15 protein-coding genes and 1 tRNA gene are annotated in these 16,354 nt (G+C 65.8%); 13 read left to right on the top strand and 3 right to left on the bottom strand.

Going from position 1 to position 16,354, the window contains the following annotated elements; all coding sequences use genetic code 11:
- Nucleotides 1-37 precede the first annotated feature (37 nt).
- From KIH78_RS00995 to KIH78_RS00965, 7 genes are all read left to right on the top strand, one after another.
- The gene (locus KIH78_RS00995; protein ID WP_214313491.1) at nucleotides 38-1,699 is read left to right on the top strand and encodes a CTP synthase; all 1,662 of its coding nucleotides are present in this window, start codon (nucleotides 38-40) and stop codon (nucleotides 1,697-1,699) included.
- Nucleotides 1,700-1,920: 221 nt separating this feature from the next.
- Nucleotides 1,921-3,441: a Fe-S cluster assembly protein SufB gene (gene sufB, locus KIH78_RS00990; protein WP_274608246.1), complete on the top strand. Its 1,521-nt coding sequence runs from the start codon at nucleotides 1,921-1,923 to the stop codon at nucleotides 3,439-3,441.
- Nucleotides 3,442-3,446: 5 nt separating this feature from the next.
- Nucleotides 3,447-4,676 carry a Fe-S cluster assembly protein SufD gene (gene sufD, locus KIH78_RS00985; protein WP_214313489.1) on the top strand — a complete coding sequence of 410 codons (1,230 nt, stop codon included), beginning with the start codon at nucleotides 3,447-3,449 and terminating at the stop codon, nucleotides 4,674-4,676.
- 48 nt (nucleotides 4,677-4,724) lie between these two features.
- On the top strand, nucleotides 4,725-5,504 hold the full coding sequence (gene sufC / locus KIH78_RS00980; protein ID WP_214313487.1) for a Fe-S cluster assembly ATPase SufC: 780 nt from the start codon (nucleotides 4,725-4,727) through the stop codon (nucleotides 5,502-5,504).
- A 35-nt stretch (nucleotides 5,505-5,539) separates the two neighbouring features.
- The gene (locus KIH78_RS00975; protein ID WP_219130856.1) at nucleotides 5,540-6,811 is read left to right on the top strand and encodes a cysteine desulfurase; all 1,272 of its coding nucleotides are present in this window, start codon (nucleotides 5,540-5,542) and stop codon (nucleotides 6,809-6,811) included.
- Nucleotides 6,812-6,876: 65 nt separating this feature from the next.
- Nucleotides 6,877-7,431, top strand: a complete 555-nt coding sequence (gene sufU, locus KIH78_RS00970; RefSeq protein WP_219130855.1) for a Fe-S cluster assembly sulfur transfer protein SufU — start codon at nucleotides 6,877-6,879, stop codon at nucleotides 7,429-7,431.
- A 71-nt stretch (nucleotides 7,432-7,502) separates the two neighbouring features.
- On the top strand, nucleotides 7,503-8,099 hold the full coding sequence (locus tag KIH78_RS00965) for a metal-sulfur cluster assembly factor (protein ID WP_214313482.1): 597 nt from the start codon (nucleotides 7,503-7,505) through the stop codon (nucleotides 8,097-8,099).
- A 100-nt stretch (nucleotides 8,100-8,199) separates the two neighbouring features.
- Here the strand turns inward: KIH78_RS00965 and glgC are convergent, their stop codons facing one another.
- From glgC to KIH78_RS00950, 3 genes are all read right to left on the bottom strand, one after another.
- Nucleotides 8,200-9,447 carry a glucose-1-phosphate adenylyltransferase gene (glgC, locus tag KIH78_RS00960; protein WP_219130854.1) on the bottom strand — a complete coding sequence of 416 codons (1,248 nt, stop codon included), beginning with the start codon at nucleotides 9,445-9,447 and terminating at the stop codon, nucleotides 8,200-8,202.
- A gap of 273 nt (nucleotides 9,448-9,720) precedes the next feature.
- Nucleotides 9,721-10,593 (bottom strand): TrmH family RNA methyltransferase, encoded by an 873-nt coding sequence (locus tag KIH78_RS00955; protein WP_214313478.1) that lies wholly within the window; start codon nucleotides 10,591-10,593, stop codon nucleotides 9,721-9,723.
- A 76-nt stretch (nucleotides 10,594-10,669) separates the two neighbouring features.
- Nucleotides 10,670-10,758: transfer RNA gene (locus KIH78_RS00950), tRNA-Leu, on the bottom strand.
- Between the two features lie 95 nt (nucleotides 10,759-10,853).
- Here KIH78_RS00950 and KIH78_RS00945 point away from each other — a divergent pair.
- The 6 genes from KIH78_RS00945 (at nucleotide 10,854) to era (ending at nucleotide 16,345) form a co-directional block, all read left to right on the top strand.
- Entirely contained in the window at nucleotides 10,854-11,651 is a 798-nt protein-coding gene (locus tag KIH78_RS00945) for a 16S rRNA (uracil(1498)-N(3))-methyltransferase (RefSeq protein ID WP_219130853.1), read from the top strand.
- A gap of 78 nt (nucleotides 11,652-11,729) precedes the next feature.
- Nucleotides 11,730-12,068 (top strand): histidine triad nucleotide-binding protein, encoded by a 339-nt coding sequence (locus KIH78_RS00940; protein ID WP_214313473.1) that lies wholly within the window; start codon nucleotides 11,730-11,732, stop codon nucleotides 12,066-12,068.
- 30 nt (nucleotides 12,069-12,098) lie between these two features.
- A complete protein-coding gene (locus KIH78_RS00935) occupies nucleotides 12,099-13,310 on the top strand; it encodes a PhoH family protein (protein ID WP_219130852.1) in 1,212 nt (403 codons plus the stop codon).
- Nucleotides 13,300-13,845 (top strand): rRNA maturation RNase YbeY, encoded by a 546-nt coding sequence (gene ybeY, locus KIH78_RS00930; RefSeq protein ID WP_214313464.1) that lies wholly within the window; start codon nucleotides 13,300-13,302, stop codon nucleotides 13,843-13,845. Before KIH78_RS00935 ends, ybeY begins: the two co-directional genes overlap by 11 nt.
- 66 nt (nucleotides 13,846-13,911) lie before the next feature.
- Nucleotides 13,912-15,348 carry a hemolysin family protein gene (locus tag KIH78_RS00925; RefSeq protein ID WP_214313456.1) on the top strand — a complete coding sequence of 479 codons (1,437 nt, stop codon included), beginning with the start codon at nucleotides 13,912-13,914 and terminating at the stop codon, nucleotides 15,346-15,348.
- A gap of 1 nt (nucleotide 15,349) precedes the next feature.
- Complete coding sequence (gene era, locus KIH78_RS00920) at nucleotides 15,350-16,345, top strand: GTPase Era (RefSeq protein ID WP_219130851.1); 996 nt, start codon at nucleotides 15,350-15,352, stop codon at nucleotides 16,343-16,345.
- Nucleotides 16,346-16,354 lie beyond the last annotated feature (9 nt).

Here is a 16,354-nt window from a genome sequence, read left to right as displayed (position 1 = left end):
CACGCCGCGTCACGCACGGGTGATAGAGTGAAATTCCATGGTTAGAAGAACACATGGCAATTCGCAAGAGCACGTCACCAAGCATATCTTCGTCACCGGCGGCGTGGTCTCCTCCCTCGGCAAAGGCCTGACCGCCTCCTCCCTCGGCCGTCTCCTGCGCTCCCGCGGCCTGCATGTGCTGCAGCAGAAGCTCGACCCGTACATCAACGTCGACCCAGGCACCATGAACCCGTTCCAGCACGGCGAAGTGTACGTCACCGAGGACGGCGCCGAGACCGATCTCGACATCGGCCACTACGAGCGTTTCCTCGACGTCTTCCTCTCCCAGAAGGCCAACGTCACCACCGGCCAGATCTACCAGGAGGTGCTGCGCAAGGAGCGCGCCGGCGAATACCTCGGCCAGTGCGTGCAGGTCATCCCGCACATCACCAACGAGATCAAGTCCCGCATGCGCGCCCAGGCGAGCGACGACGTGGACGTCATCATCACCGAGATCGGCGGCACCGTCGGCGACATCGAATCCCAGCCGTTCCTCGAGGCGGCCCGCGAGGTGCGCCGCGACCTCGGCTCCGACAACTGCATGTTCGTGCACGTCTCCCTCGTGCCGTACATCTCCGCCGCCCACGAGCTCAAGACCAAGCCCACCCAGCACTCCGTCATGATGCTGCGCCAGCTCGGCATCTCCCCGGACGCGCTCGTGCTGCGCTCCGACCGTCCGCTCAACCAGTCCATCAAGGACAAGATCAGCCTCATGTGCGACGTGGACGCCGAAGGCGTGGTCAACTGCGTGGACGCCAACAGCATCTACGACGTGCCGAAGATCCTGTTCGACGAGGGCCTCGACGCGTACGTGGTACGCGAGCTCGGCCTGCCGTTCCACGACGTCGACTGGGACGAGTGGGAGGACCTGCTCGAGCGTGTCCACCACCCGAAGCACGAGGTCAACGTCGCCATTGTCGGCAAGTACATCGACCTGCCGGACGCCTACCTGTCCGTCACCGAGGCCATCAAGGCCGGCGGCTTCGCCAACTGGGCCAAGGTCAACGTCAAGTGGGTCGCGGCCGACCGCTGCGAGACCGAGGAGGGCGCGGCCGCCGCGCTCGACAACATCGACGGCATCGTCATCCCCGGCGGCTTCGGCATCCGTGGCATCGAAGGCAAGATCGGCGCTCTGAAGTTCGCGCGTGAGAACAAGCTGCCGGCCCTCGGCCTGTGCCTGGGCCTGCAGTCCATGGTCATCGAGTACGCGCGCCACGTGCTCGGCATCGAGGACGCGAACTCCACCGAGTTCGAGCCGGACTGCGCCAACCCGGTCATCGCCACCATGGAGGAGCAGAAGGACATCGTCGCCGGCAAGGGCGACATGGGCCACACCATGCGCCTCGGCTCCTACCCGGCCGAGCTCGAGGAGGGTTCGCTGGTCGCCGAACTGTACGGCACCACGCACGTCACCGAGCGCCACCGTCACCGCTACGAGGTCAACGTCGCATACAAGGACCGTCTGCGCGAAGGCGGCCTGCGTATCTCCGGCCAGAGCCCGGACGGCGAGCTCACCGAGTTCGTCGAACTGCCGCAGGACGTGCACCCGTTCTACGTGGCCACCCAGGCGCACCCGGAGTTCAAGTCCCGCCCGACCAAGCCGCACCCGCTGTTCGCGGGCCTCGTCAAGGCCGCGCTCGACCACCAGCGTGAGCGCTGACCTCTCGTTCTCCTCTAGGGGAGCGGAACGGGATCGCCGATAGGGCGTCGGCCATGACCTTCATCGATGTCGTGGCCGACGCCCTTTCGCGTACGATGCGCAGGCGACGACGGCCCGCCGCCGGTTCCGTTCCGTAACCAAACTCACGTTGCGCGCACAGCCGACATACGGTGTCGGTATGGAGTTGCGACGTACCTTCTGCTAGGTTTGCGTAGGAACTTATGAACGATTGGAGGCAGTGTACGGTGAGTGACACCCAGGCACCCAACGCCGCAGCTGACGTGGAGATGAGCCAGTACGTGGCCGACAGGTCCCGCGTCAACGAGGAGAAGATCAGACAGGACGACGAGATCATCCAGCAGTTCGGCGACTACAGCTACGGCTGGCATGACTCCGACGCGGCCGGCGAGGCCGCCAAGAGGGGCATCGACGAAAACGTCGTCCGCGGCATCAGCGCCGACAAGGGCGAGCCGCAGTGGATGCTCGACATGCGTCTGCGCGGCTACAAGGCGTTCCTCGAGAAGCCGATGCCGAAATGGGGCGTCGACCTGACCGGCTTCAACGCCGACGACTTCAAGTACTACGTCAAGCCGATCGACAAGCAGGCCAAGACCTGGGATGAGCTGCCCGACGACATCCGCAACACGTACGACCGTCTCGGCATCCCGGAGGCGGAGAAGAACCGTCTGGTCTCCGGCGTCGCCGCCCAGTACGAGTCCGAGGTCATCTACAACTCCATCCAGGAGGACCTGAAGAAGCAGGGCGTGATCTTCGTCGACACCGACACCGCCGTGCGCGAATACCCCGACCTCGTGCGCAAGTACTTCGGCACCGTCGTGCCCCCGGAGGACAACAAGTTCGGCGCCCTCAACACCGCGGCGTGGTCCGGCGGCTCATTCGTGTACGTGCCCAAGGGCGTCCACGTGGACATCCCGCTGCAGGCGTACTTCCGCATCAACACCCCGGCCATGGGCCAGTTCGAACGCACCCTGATCATCGCCGATGAAGGCTCCTACGTGCACTACGTCGAAGGCTGCACCGCCCCGATCTGGTCCGAGGACTCCCTGCACGCCGCCATCGTCGAGATCATCGTCGAGAAGCACGCCCGCGTGCGCTACACCACCGTGCAGAACTGGTCGAACAACGTGTACAACCTCGTCACCCAGCGTGCCTACGTGCGCGAGGGCGGCACGATGGAATGGGTCGACGGCAACATCGGGTCCAAGGCCACGATGAAGTACCCGGCCTGCATCCTCGCCGAACCGTACGCGAAGGCCAGCACCATGTCGCTCGGCTTCGCCGGCAAGGGCCAGTACCAGGACACCGGCGCGAAGATGATCCACCTCGCCCCGCACACCTCGTCCACGATCGTCGCCAAGTCGATCTCCCGCGGCGGCGGCCGTTCCGCGTACCGCGGCCTCGTCAAGATCGTCAAGGGCGCGGAAGGCTCCTCCAACTCCACCGTGTGCGATGCGCTGCTCGTCGACGACTTCAGCCGTTCCGACACGTACCCGCACGTGGACGTGCGCGAGGACGACGTCTCGATGGCGCATGAGGCCACCGTCTCCAAGATCTCCGAGGACCAGCTCTTCTACCTGATGAGCCGCGGCCTGTCCGAAGAGGAGGCGCAGGGCATGATCGTGCGCGGCTTCGTCGAGCCGATCAGCCGTGAGCTGCCGATGGAATACGCGCTCGAACTCAACAGACTCGTCGAATTGCAGATGGAAGGATCGGTGGGCTGATTCCCATGGCGGACAACAACGCAGCAGAACTCAACATCCCCGTCGCGGATCCGAACGACCCGTACAAGGTGCCGGCGGCCATGCCGTCCAGCGCGGACCGTGCGCCCCGCTCGTTCGAGGTCGACGCATTCCCGGTGCCGGACCGCAAGCAGGAGGATTGGCGCTACACGCCTGTCGAACGCATCGCCGAATTCTTCGAGCCGTTCACGCCGTCCGGCGAGACGCAGATCGAAGTCGGCATGATCGACGGCTCGCCGCTCGCCGCGGGCGTCACCGTCGAGCAGGTCAAGCTCGGCGAGAAGGAGTCCGGCACGGTCTCCAAACCGAACGACCGCGTCTCCGCCGTCGAATGGAACTCCGGCGCCACCGCCACCATCATCCGGCTCGAAGGCGAGATCGCCCGGCCCGTGCTCGTCAAGGTGCACGGCGCCGGCGAGGACCTCGACGCGTTCCACCTCGTCATCGCCGCCGCCGACAGGGCGCACGCGGACGTCGTCGTCGAACACGACGGCGACGCGAAGCTCGCCGAAGGCGTCGAAATCGTCACCGGCAAGGACTCGCACGTCTCCACCACCTTCATCCAGGAATGGGACCGCACCGCCAAGCACGTCGGCAACCACCGCATCCACGTGGGCGAAGGCGCGTCCCTGCGCCACGCCGTCGTCACGCTGGGCGGCGACGTCGTGCGCATCCGCATGGACCAGGACTTCGGCGGCGAACAGGGCGACCTCAACATGCTCGGCATCTACTTCGTCGACCCGGGCGAACACATCGAGCACCGCACGATGGTCGTCCACAACCACCCCGACTGCAAGAGCCGCGTCGTCTACAAGGGCGCGCTCGACGGCAAGGGCGCGCACTCCACGTGGGTGGGCAACGCGCTGATCGCCCCGACGGCCCCCGGCACCGACTCCTACGAGCTCAACCGCAACCTCGTCCTCACCCCGGGGGCGATCGCCGATTCCGAGCCGAACCTCGAGATCGAGAACGGCAACATCATCGGCGCCGGCCATGCGAGCTCCGTCGGCCGTTTCGACGACGAGGAGCTGTTCTACCTCGAATCCCGAGGCATCCCGGAGGCCGAGGCGCGCAAGCTCGTCGTGCGCGGCTTCTTCGGCGAACTCGTCGAGGAGATCGGCATCCCGGCCGTCTCCGACCACCTCATGGACGTCATCGACCGGCGACTGGCCCGCGGCGAAAGCGCGGCCATGGCGCAGGTGCTCGAAGACAAGTAACGCCCCGCAGCAAGCAACAACACGCATTTTCAGGTTTTAGGAGATTCAATGTCCACTCTCGAAATCAAGGACCTCCACGTCCACGTCGAAACCAAGGAAGGCACGAAGCAGATCCTCAAGGGCGCCTCGCTCACCGTCCACTCCGGCGAGACCCACGCGATCATGGGCCCCAACGGCTCCGGCAAATCCACCCTCGCCTACACGCTGGCCGGCCACCCCAAGTACGTGGTCGACTCCGGCGAAGCGCTCCTCGACGGCCAGGACATCCTCAAAATGACCCCGGACGAGCGCGCCAAGGCGGGTCTCTTCCTCGCCATGCAGTACCCGGTCGAGGTGCCGGGCGTCTCGATGACCAACTTCCTGCGCACCGCGAAGACCGAGATCGACGGCGAGGCGCCGTCCGTGCGCACCTGGGCGCGCGAGCTGTCCCAGGCGATGAAGCGTCTCAAGATGGACCCGAAGTTCGCGTCCCGTTCCGTCAACGAAGGCTTCTCCGGCGGTGAGAAGAAGCGCGCCGAAGTGCTCCAGCTCGAACTGCTCAAGCCGAAGTTCGCCATCCTCGACGAGACCGACTCCGGCCTCGACGTCGACGCGCTGCGCATCGTGTCCGAAGGCGTCAACCGCGCCAAGGAGGCCAACCAGTTCGGCATCCTCATGGTCACGCACTACACGCGCATCCTCAAGTACATCAAGCCGGACATCGTGCACGTGTTCGCCGACGGCCACTTCGTCAAGACCGGCGGCCCCGAGCTGGCCGACGAGCTCGAGGAGAACGGCTACGACGCGTACCTGCCGGAAGGCGCGGACTCCGAGTCCGCTCTGGCCTGAGCGCCGGAGGAGAAACCCGGCGGAAGGGGAGACACATGGTTGATTTCGCAGCGATCCGGGACGAGTTCCCGATTCTGAAGCAGGAGATTCACGGGCATCCGCTCGTGTACCTCGACTCGGCGGCCACCTCGCAGAAGCCGCAGTGCGTCATTGACGCGGAGAGCGAGTTCTACCGCACGATCAATGCCGGCGTGCACCGCGGTGCTCACGAGCTCGCGGCCCGCAGCACCATGGCGTTCGAGGAGGCGCGCGCCAAGATCGCGAAGCTGGTCGGCGCCAACGCCGAGGAAGGCGAGGAGGAGATCGTCGTCACCGGCGGCGCCACCGCCGGCCTGAACCTGCTCGCCACCGCGTTCGGCAACGCGTCGCTCGGCCGCGGGGGAGCAGCCGCGAAGCGCTTCGCCCTGAAGCCCGGCGACGAGATCGTCGTCTCCAAGGCCGAACACCACTCCGTGCTGCTGCCGTTCCAGGAGCTCGCCTACCGCACCGGCGCCACGTTCAAGTGGCTCGACCTGACCAAGGATGGGCGCGTCCGCACCGACGACCTCGACGAGGTCATCACCGACCGTACCAAGGTCGTGGCCGTCACGCACGTGGGCAACACCACCGGCGCCATCACCGACATCGTCCCCATCGTCAAGCGCGCGCACGAGGTCGGCGCCGTCTTCATCCTCGACGCATGCCAGTCCGTGCCGCACCTCAAGGTCGACTTCCACGCGCTCGACGTCGACTTCGCCGCATGGAGCGCGCACAAGATGTACGGTCCCACCGGCGTCGGCTTCCTCTACGGCCGCCGCGAACTGCTCGAGGCCTTGCCGCCGGCGAGCTTCGGCGGCTCGATGGTGGAGCTCGCATGGATGGACCAGCCGGCCCAATACATGGAGCCCCCGGCCCGGTTCGAAGCCGGCACCCAGCCGGTTGCGCAGGTCGTCGCCGCGGGCGTCGCCGCCGAATGGATGATGAACATCGGACTCGAGAACATCGAGGCCCACGAAAAGACCATCGCCGCCGAACTGCTCAAGCTTGGCGACATCGACGGCATCCGCATCCTCGGCCCCCGTGAGAACGTGGACCGCATCGGCACCGTCGCATTCGACGTGAAGGGCGTCCACCCGCACGACGTCGGCCAATACATCGACGCGCAGGGCATCGCCATCCGCGTGGGCCATCACTGCGCCCAGCCGGTCCACCGGCACTTCGGGCTGTACGCCTCCAACCGCGCCTCCTCCGGCGTGTACAACACCGTGGAGGACGCGCAGACCCTGGTCGAGGCCGCGAAGGGCATCCGGAAGTTCTTCGGCGCCTGACCGCACGCGACATACGATTCCGCCCTCCCCACCGGTCATGGGGAGGGCGCTATATTGAGGTGATTATGAACGATTACGGCATGAGCGGCGACGACCTCGAACAGATGTACCAGGAGGTCATCCTCGAGGCCGCGAAGAACCCGCATGGCAAGGAGCATTTCGCGGCGGACCTGACGAAGGAGGGTGCGGGGGAGTCCACGGGCGACACCGTCGTCCGCGCCACCCACGAATACTGCACGCCGGGCGAATCCCACCAGTTCAACCCCACCTGCGGCGACGAGGCGACTGTCCACGTGGAGGTCTCCGACGAGGAGCCCTACACCATCCGACGCGTCGTATGGGACGGTCAGGGCTGCTCCATTTCGCAGGCCAGCCTGTCCGTCATGGTCGATCTCGTGGACGGCAAGACCGTGGACGAGGCCATGGAGCTCGAACGCACCTTCCACAAGCTCATGGAATCCCGTGGAAAGGGGTTGGACGACGAGACCGCCGAGGAGAGCCTCGGCGACGGCATCGTGTTCCAGGGCGTGTCGAAGTACCCGATGCGCATCAAATGCGCGCTGCTCGCCTGGGAGGGTCTCAAGGACTCCATCGCCAAGGCGCTGGCCGCCAAGCAGTGAGCGAAGACGGGTGACAACAGGATTGCGCCCGCGTAGAGTAGACCACACAACCCTTTAGGTATGGAGTGACAATGAGCGATAACCTGGTGCCCGAACCGCAGCCCACCGTGTTCGACGCGGTCAACGGCGTCCTGCAGGATGAAGAGGCCGCGCGCCGTGTGATGGCCAACCCCGCCCTGGCCAAGGGCTTCCCGAACGGCCGTCCCGCCGAGGCGGGGGCCGGCGCCGCCGGAGACGACATGTGCGCCTGCGGCCGGCACAAGAAGAGCGAATGCGGCCACGACGAGCCCGATCACGGGGATGACGCCGACATCCCGCTGAAGTTCGTCGACGACATCGGCCGTGCCACCGCCGAGGACGTGCGCGAGGCGCTCCATCAGGTCATCGACCCGGAGCTCGGCATCGACGTCATCGACCTGGGCCTCGTCTACGGCATCGAGATCGACGACCTGGGCCGCGCCATCATCACGATGACGCTGACCACGCCGGCATGCCCGCTGACCGACCTCATCGAGGACGAGTGCGCGAGTACGCTCGCCGGTCTCGTCGAGGAGTTCCGCATCGATTGGACGTGGCAGCCTCGCTGGACGATGGACAAGATCACTCCGGAGGGGCGCGACCAGCTCGCGGCGCTCGGCTTCAACTTCGACAACCTGCCCAAGTACTGATTCGACCGATTCGACCGATCCGATTCAATCCGATCGGTGGACGGATACGCGAAGGCCCCGAACCGTTCCGGTTCGGGGCCTTCAGACGTTTTCAGGACCGTCAGTCGTCGACGACGGTGCCCTTCGGGACCACGGTGATGCCTTCCGGAGTGACCGTGAAGCCACGGGCGAGATCATGCTCGGTGTCGATGCCGACCGTGGAGTTCTCCGTGAGCACGACGTTCTTGTCGAGGATCGCCTTGTACACGCGAGCGCGACGGTTGACGATCACGCCGTCGAACAGAACGGAGTCCACGACCTGCGCCCACGAGTGGATGCGCACGTTCGGAGAGAGCACGGAGTGGTGCACCTCGCCGCCGGAGACGATGACGCCGGGGGAGACGATCGAATCGGTCGCGTGGCCGAGACGGTCACGGCCGGCATGCACGAACTTGGCCGGCGGCAGCGTGCCGGAGTTCGTGTAGATCGGCCACGCCTGGTTGTACAGGTTGAACTCGGGCACGTAGGCGATGAGGTCCATGTGCGCGTCGTAGAACTGCTTGATCGTACCGACGTCGCGCCAGTAGGCGTGGTCGGTCGGCGTGGCGCCGGGAATCTCGTTCGTGTTGAAGTCGTACACGCCGGCCTCGCCGCGGGCGGCGAAGTACGGGGCGATGTCGCCGCCCATGTCGTGCTTCGTGTTCTCGTTCTTCTCGTCCTTGGCCAGCGCGTCGAACAGAGCGTCCGTGTTAGCCACGTAGTTGCCCATCGAAGCGAGGAAGGAACCCGGATCGTCCGGCAGACCCGCGCAGGTGTCGGGCTTCTCGAGGAAGCTCTTGATCTGGTTCGGGTGCTCCGGATCCACGTCGATGACGCCGAACTGCTTCGACTGCTCGATCGGCTGGCGGATACCGGCCACGGTGAACTCCGCGCCGGATTCGATGTGCTGCTGGACCATCTGTCCGAAGTCCATGCGGTAGACGTGGTCGGCGCCGACGATCACGACGATGTCAGGCTGCACGTCCTCGATGATGTTGATGGTCTGGTAGATGGCGTCGGCGGAACCGAGATACCAATGCTTGCCGAGGCGCTGCTGCGCCGGGACGGGGGAGACGTAGTTGCCCAACAGGGAGGAGAAGCGCCACATCTGGGAGATATGACGGTCCAGGGAGTGGGACTTGTACTGGGTGAGCACGACGATGTGGCGGTAGTCAGAGTTCACCAAGTTGGACAGCGGGAAGTCGATGAGACGGAACACGCCGCCGAACGGCACCGCGGGCTTCGCGCGGTCGCGGGTCAGCGGCATGAGGCGAGTGCCCTCGCCGCCAGCGAGCACGATCGATAGAATCTTCTGCTTGTTTTTCGCCATTGTCTTACGTTGCTCCTCTCAACAACTGCCAGCGCCTTTCCACGCCGCTCGGGTCCGTAAGCCGAGCATCCTTGCCCCGGCTTCACACTGACAATGATTGCACAAAAACCGCGACACGCAAGCAATGGACGCGTCGCGCGTCCGGCGTGTCCATCGCTCGACGATGTGACATGGCTCACAGATTCCGCTTCACATCGGATGTCCGCGACGTACCGACATGCACACGGCGCCTGTTCGTTTGCCGGCGTACGTGCGGGGCGATGCGCCGGCCGATCACCGCCGATGCGGGCGCGTGGCGTAGAAGGCGACCGCGCTGGACGCGGCCACATTGAGGGAGTCGACGCCGTGGGCCATCGGAATCCTCACCGTGAGGTCGGCGCGCGCGATGGTGTGCCGGGACAGTCCGTCGCCTTCGGTGCCGAAGATGAGCGCCAGCTTGTCGATGTGGTCGGCCTCGGACGGGTCGTTGTCGAGGCGGCGGGTGAGCTCGTCGAGGCTGATCGAATCGTCTTCCAACGCCATGGCGACGGTGGTGAAGCCGAGTGACCTGAGCTCGTCGACGCCCTTGAACGGCCAGTAGCGTCTGTCGTCCCCTCCGATGCGCGTCCAGGGAATCTGGAACACGGTACCCATCGAGACACGCGCCGCGCGGCGGTAGAGCGGGTCACCGCAGGAGGGGGTGACCAGCACCGCATCGACGTCAAGCGCCGCGGCGGAACGCATCAGCGCCCCCACATTCGTGTGGTCGACGATGTTCTCCATCACCGCCACACGCGTCGCGCCGGCGCAGACCTCCTCCACCGTGGGCAGCGCCCAGCGGCGCATGGCGGACAACGCGCCCCGGTGCAGCCGATAGCCGGTCAGCCGGCGCAGCTGTTCGGGCGACGCCACGTACACGGGGACGTCCGGGCCCCAATGCTCGTCGATGAAGGAGAATTCGTCGCCCATGCCCGCGATCCACTGCTCCTCGACCAGCAGGGAGATGGGTTCGCGTCCGGCGGCCAACGCGCGGTCGATGACCTTCGGCGATTCGGCGATGAACAGGCCCTTCTCCGGCTCCAGCCTGTTGCGCAGCTGGATTTCGGTGAGGTTGACGTATGCGGACACGCGCTCGTCGTCGATGGACTCAAGATGGACGAAGCGCATGGGTGCTCCTTAGGGGAATGGATGGGAAACGTCATCGGATACGAGAAAACCCCTTGTCTCCAAGGGGTTTCGTCTGTGCCCGAGACGGGACTTGAACCCGTACGCCTGTTAAAAAATAGGCACTAGCACCTCAAGCTAGCGCGTCTACCATTCCGCCACCCGGGCAGGTGTCGCTGTTTGGCAACGAAAAGATAGATTAGCATCGATTCGCAGGCATGCAATCATCGGCGTGTCGTGTCGGTGTTGATAGCCTTGGAGGCATGACGAACGCACTGTTTCTCTTGGACCCCGACCATGACGACGTGCCGGTGAACTCCGACGAGCTCAACGCCGGATGGAAGATCACGCTGCCCGCCGCGGTCCGCCGCCATGCCGTGCAGGCCATGCGGCTCCGGCGCGGCGACGGCCTTCAGCTCTCCGACGGCCGCGGACTGCGCATCGAGGCGGTCATGGACGACCCCGACGCCGGACTGGTCGAGGTCCACGCCTTCACGCGAGAGCCGGCGCCGGTGACGCGCCTGTCCCTGGTGCAGGCGCTGGCGAAGACCGGACACGACGAGCAGGCGATCGACGTCGCCACCCAGATCGGCGTCGACGAGGTCGTCCCATGGCAGGCGGACCGCTCCATCGCCAAATGGAAGGCCGGACGCACGGACCGCAAGTGGGGGAGCGTGCTCGACGCCGCCACCGAGCAGTCCCGACGCGCATGGCGGCCGGAGCTTGCGCCGTGCGTGACCAGCCGGCAGATCGTCTCGATGTGTCTCAGGGCGAACGTGCACGGCGACCTGGTCATCGTGCTCCATCAGGACGCCACCGACACCTGGAGCTCCATCGAGGGACTGACGGGGGAGCTGTCCGAACGCTGCCTGGCGGACGGACGGCCGCGCATCATCCACGTGGTCGTCGGCCCCGAAGGCGGCATCAGCGAGGACGAGGTGAAGGAGTTCGTCGACTCCGGCGCGCACAGCGTGCGCCTCGGGACGAACATCCTGCGCGCGTCCGCCGCAGGCCCGGTGGCCCTTTCGCTGCTGAGCCGCGCGTTGGGACGATACGCGTGACCGATGGGCCGCGCGCGTAACGGGCACGCGGTAAGCTGGCATACGGAAACCGAACGAGGACGAATGCAAGGAGCGACCATGAGCGAATCGGACGACTGCCTGTTCTGCAAGATCATCGCGGGGGAGATTCCCAGCGAGAAGGTCTACGAGGACGACACCACCTACGCCTTCAAGGACATCAACCCCAAGGCCAAGGTGCACGTGCTGGTCGTGCCGAAGAAGCACTACGCCAACGCGGCCGAGCTGGCCGCCGCGGACCCGGAGCAGCTCGCCCACATGGTCGAAGTGGCCCAGCACATCGCCGATGACGCCTTCCACGGCGCCTACCGTCTGGTGTTCAACACGGGGTTGGACGCGGGACAGACGGTCTTCCACGTGCATGCGCACGTGCTCACCGGCGAAGTGCTCGACGAGTAGAACGGCGACCAGGCGAACAGGAAGGATTCCGTGGCGACCACAACACGAACCATCACCATCCCCTCCCAACTCGACCCGGTCGCCGTTCTGGGCCCCGTCGACGAAGTCATCAGGGAAGTCGAACGGGCGTTCCCCGACCTGACGATCATCGTGCGCGGCAACCGCGTGGCCATCGTCTCCCATTCTCGGCAGACCGAAGGCGACGCATCCAAGGCGGAGGACCTCGTCAACACCATCATCGAAGCCGCGCACACCGCGCCGATGGATGCGGACACCGTCCGCCGGCTCATCGACCAGGATGTGCTCGACAACCGCACGCGGACGGCCCACCCGGGGCATGGACGCGCCGTCGAGGCGCTGCAGCGCATGGAGACGAACCGCGCCCGGCATGACGGCGAGGACCGCCGCCGACCCACCGTGCCCGGCGTCATCACGTACGCCGCCGGCAACCCGGTGCGGGCGAAGACGGTCGGACAGGCGGCGTACGTGGCCGCCATCGAATCACACACCATCACCTTCGGCATCGGACCGGCCGGCACCGGCAAGACCTACCTCGCGGTGGCCAAGGCGGTGCGGGCCTTCCAGGACAGACAGGTGCGCCGCATCATCCTCACCCGGCCCGCCGTCGAGGCGGGGGAGAGCCTCGGCTTCCTCCCCGGCACGTTGAACGACAAGGTCGATCCGTACCTGAGGCCGCTCTACGACGCCCTCGGCGACATGCTCGGCGCCGATCAGATGAAACGGCTGATGGACGACGGCACCATCGAGGTGGCGCCGCTCGCCTACATGCGTGGACGCACCCTCAACGACGCCTACGTGATTCTCGACGAGGCCCAGAACACCACAGAGCAGCAGATGAAAATGTTCCTCACCAGGCTCGGATTCAACACGAAGATGGTGATCACCGGCGATATCACGCAGGTGGACCTCGCCGTGCCCAGGTCCGGACTGGCCACCATCGAGCGCATCCTCGGCGGCATCGAGGACATCGCCTTCGTGCATCTGAGCCCCGAGGACGTGGTCCGGCATCATCTCGTCGGACTCATCGTCGAGGCGTACAACCGCAACGAAGGATTGGACGGCGACCACCGCGCCATGTCCCGTGCCGGACGACGCCGCGAAGGCCGGCGCGGACGCGGGGACGGGACGACGGACCCCTCCGCCGGGAAGACGGATGCGACCGACCGGGAACGCGCCCGGGACCCACAGAATCAGGACCGAAAGGACAACGATGAGCGTTGACGTGTCCAACGAGACCGTATGGACGATCGACCCCAAACTCTTCTCCGACCTCGGAGTATGGGTGCTCGACCAGATGAAGGTGAGCACCCAGTCCGACCTCACCATCCTGTTCGTCGATCCGGAGCCCATCGCGCAGATGCACGAGCATTGGATGAACCTCGAGGGCCCCACCGACGTGATGAGCTTCCCCATGGACGAATTGCGTCCCGGGGACGGCAAGACCGTCATGGAGGGCGTGCTCGGCGACATCGTCATCTGCCCATGGGTGGCCGCGCAGCAGGCCGCCGCCGCCGGCCACGGCATCCTCCAGGAGATGATGCTCCTGACCATCCATGGCATCCTGCATCTGCTCGGATACGACCACGTCAATCCGGAGCAGGAACGCCAGATGTTCGGGCTGCAACGCCAGCTGCTGCTCACCTTCATCGCGGTGAGACACGACCTCGGCGCTCCGGTGGAGCTTCCCGCGGGCAGCGTGGACGCCCTCGCCGCGTACGACGCCGAGCATGGCGCCGGACGTCAGATCACGCGCTGACCGCGGCCGCGTCGGACCGCGTCGGACCGCATCAGAAGGACACATCGAAGGAAGAACGAACCCGATATGGAGTATTCCCAACCGACACTGATCGCCGTCAGCGCCGCGCTGACCGTCGTCGCCGCGCTGCTGGTATGGCTGTCGCTGTCCCTGGCCGCCGCAGAAGGGGCCGTGGGACGCGTGACCAGGGCGAGTCTGAACAACCTCATCCTCGAGGTGCAGACGGACGGTGACCTCACCCAATTCGCACGCATGAAGAAGATCGCGCGCATCCACCGGGTGCAGCGCCTCATCGCCAACCGCTACGCCGTGGCCGGCGCCTGCGCGTTCTTCCGCATCACCTGCAACGTGCTCGTCGGCGTGCTCGTCGCAATCGTCGCCTCCGTGTGGGGACTCGCCGTGTGGATCCAGATCGTCGCGGGCGTGGTCGTGGCGCTGGCCGTCGGCGTGGTCAGCGTGGCCGTGCGCCCGCGCGAGACCGGCGCCATCAAACCGGTCGACATCATGATCGAGCATTCGCGACTGGTCTCCGCCGCCACCCGGATCGCGCCGTTCACCCGCATCGGCGCCGCCCCCGACGGGCGCCGCCGCTCGCAGGACCTCTCCGACGAGGAGGAACTGGAGAAGATCCAGCAGGAGCAGGGGCGCGCCACCATCGACCGGCTCGTCGAATCGAACGACTTCGACCCCGAAGTGTCCGAGATGCTGCGCAACGTGCTCACCCTGTCGGACACACTCACCCGCGAGATCATGGTGCCGCGCACCGACATGATCTGCATCGAGAAGAACGCGACGCTCGAGGACATGCTCAAGCTGTGCTCCCGATCCGGATTCTCCCGCATCCCCGTGATCGGAGACGACGTGGACGACCTCATCGGCGTCGCCTATCTCAAGGATGCGGTGCGCGCCACCGCGTTCAACCCCGCCGCGACGACGCGTGAGGTGTCGTCCATCGTGCGGGACCCCATGCTCGTGCCGGAATCCAAGCCCGTGGACGACCTGTTCCACCAGATGCAGCGCTCCCGCCAGCATGTGGCCATCGTGGTCGACGAATACGGCGGCATCGCCGGGCTCGTCACCATCGAGGACGCCATCGAGCAGATCGTCGGCGAACTCGAGGACGAGCACGACCGCACGCAGCGCGAGGAGCCCGAGAGGATCGGCGACCGGAAATGGCGCATGCCCGCGCGTACGCCCATCGCGGACCTCGAGGAACTGTTTGAGATCGACATCGACGAGGACGACGTCGACACCGTCTACGGCCTGCTCACCAAGCTGCTCGGACGCGTGCCCATCGTCGGAGCGTCCGCCGTGACGCGCGGGCTGCGGCTCACCGCCGTCGATTCCGCCGGACGCCGCAAGAAGGTCTCCACCATCGTCGTGGAGCCGGCCCACGTCGAGGGGCATGGGGAAGATGACAAGACGGACGAGAACGCGTCCGCCGGCGATGACGACGCCGCGCGCGACGGCCAGCACGGCGACCATGACAGCCACGAGGAGTGACATGACCGAACACGAGACCAATCCCAGCACCGACGCCCCCACCCCCGAGGCCGGACGACCCTACCGTTCCGGATTCGTCGCGGTCGTGGGCAGGCCGAACGTCGGCAAATCCACGCTGATCAACGCGTTGATCGGCACGCAGATCGCCATCGCATCCTCCCGGCCTGAAACCACGCGCAAGGCCATCAGGGGCATCCTCACCACGCCCGACGCGCAGCTCGTGCTGGTCGACACCCCCGGCATCCACCGTCCCCGCACCCTGCTCGGACAGCGGCTCAACGACATCGTCGACGAAAGCCTCTCCGAGGTGGACGAGGTGGCGTTCCTGCTGCCCGCCGACCAGGAGATCGGTCCCGGCGACAGGCGCATCCTGTCCCGCCTGCGCTCCGATTTCGCCGTCAAGAAGGACGACGGCTCATGGTCCTGGAGGATTCCGCTGGTCGCCATCGTCACCAAGATCGACGAGCTGTCCCGCGAGCAGCTGGTCTCGAAGCTCATCGAGATCAACGAATTCGCCGACTTCTCCGACATCGTGCCGGTGAGCGCCCTCGCGCATGACAACCTCGACGAGGTGCGCAAGGTGCTCATCGAGCACACGCCCGAAGGACCGCAGATGTATCCGGAGGAGCAGATCACCGAGGAACGCCCCGAGGAGACCATCGCCGAACTCATCCGCGGCGCGTTCCTCGAACAGCTGGACGACGAGCTGCCGCATTCGCTCGCCGTCGTCGTGGACTCCATCGAATACCCGCAGGACAACGAATCCGGAGAGGCGTACGCGGGCAAGGCGGACGTGCACGTTTCCATCTATGTGGAACGCGATTCGCAGAAGCCGATCATCATCGGTCGTGGAGCATCGAATCTGACCGCCGTGAAGAAGAAGCTGCGCACGCCGGTGAACCGCATCGTCGGCCAGAAGGCCCGTCTCGACCTCCACGTCAAGGTCGCCAAGGGCTGGCAGTCGGATCCGAAGAAGCTCGAGCGTCTCGGCTTCTGACCGTTTTCC

It is taken from the genome of Bifidobacterium saguinibicoloris (assembly GCF_019331725.1).
In the GTDB taxonomy this organism is placed as follows: Bacteria; Actinomycetota; Actinomycetes; order Actinomycetales; family Bifidobacteriaceae; genus Bifidobacterium; species Bifidobacterium saguinibicoloris.
The sequence above is the reverse complement of the archived record's forward strand: the minus strand, read 5'-3'. Positions and strand labels throughout refer to the sequence as shown.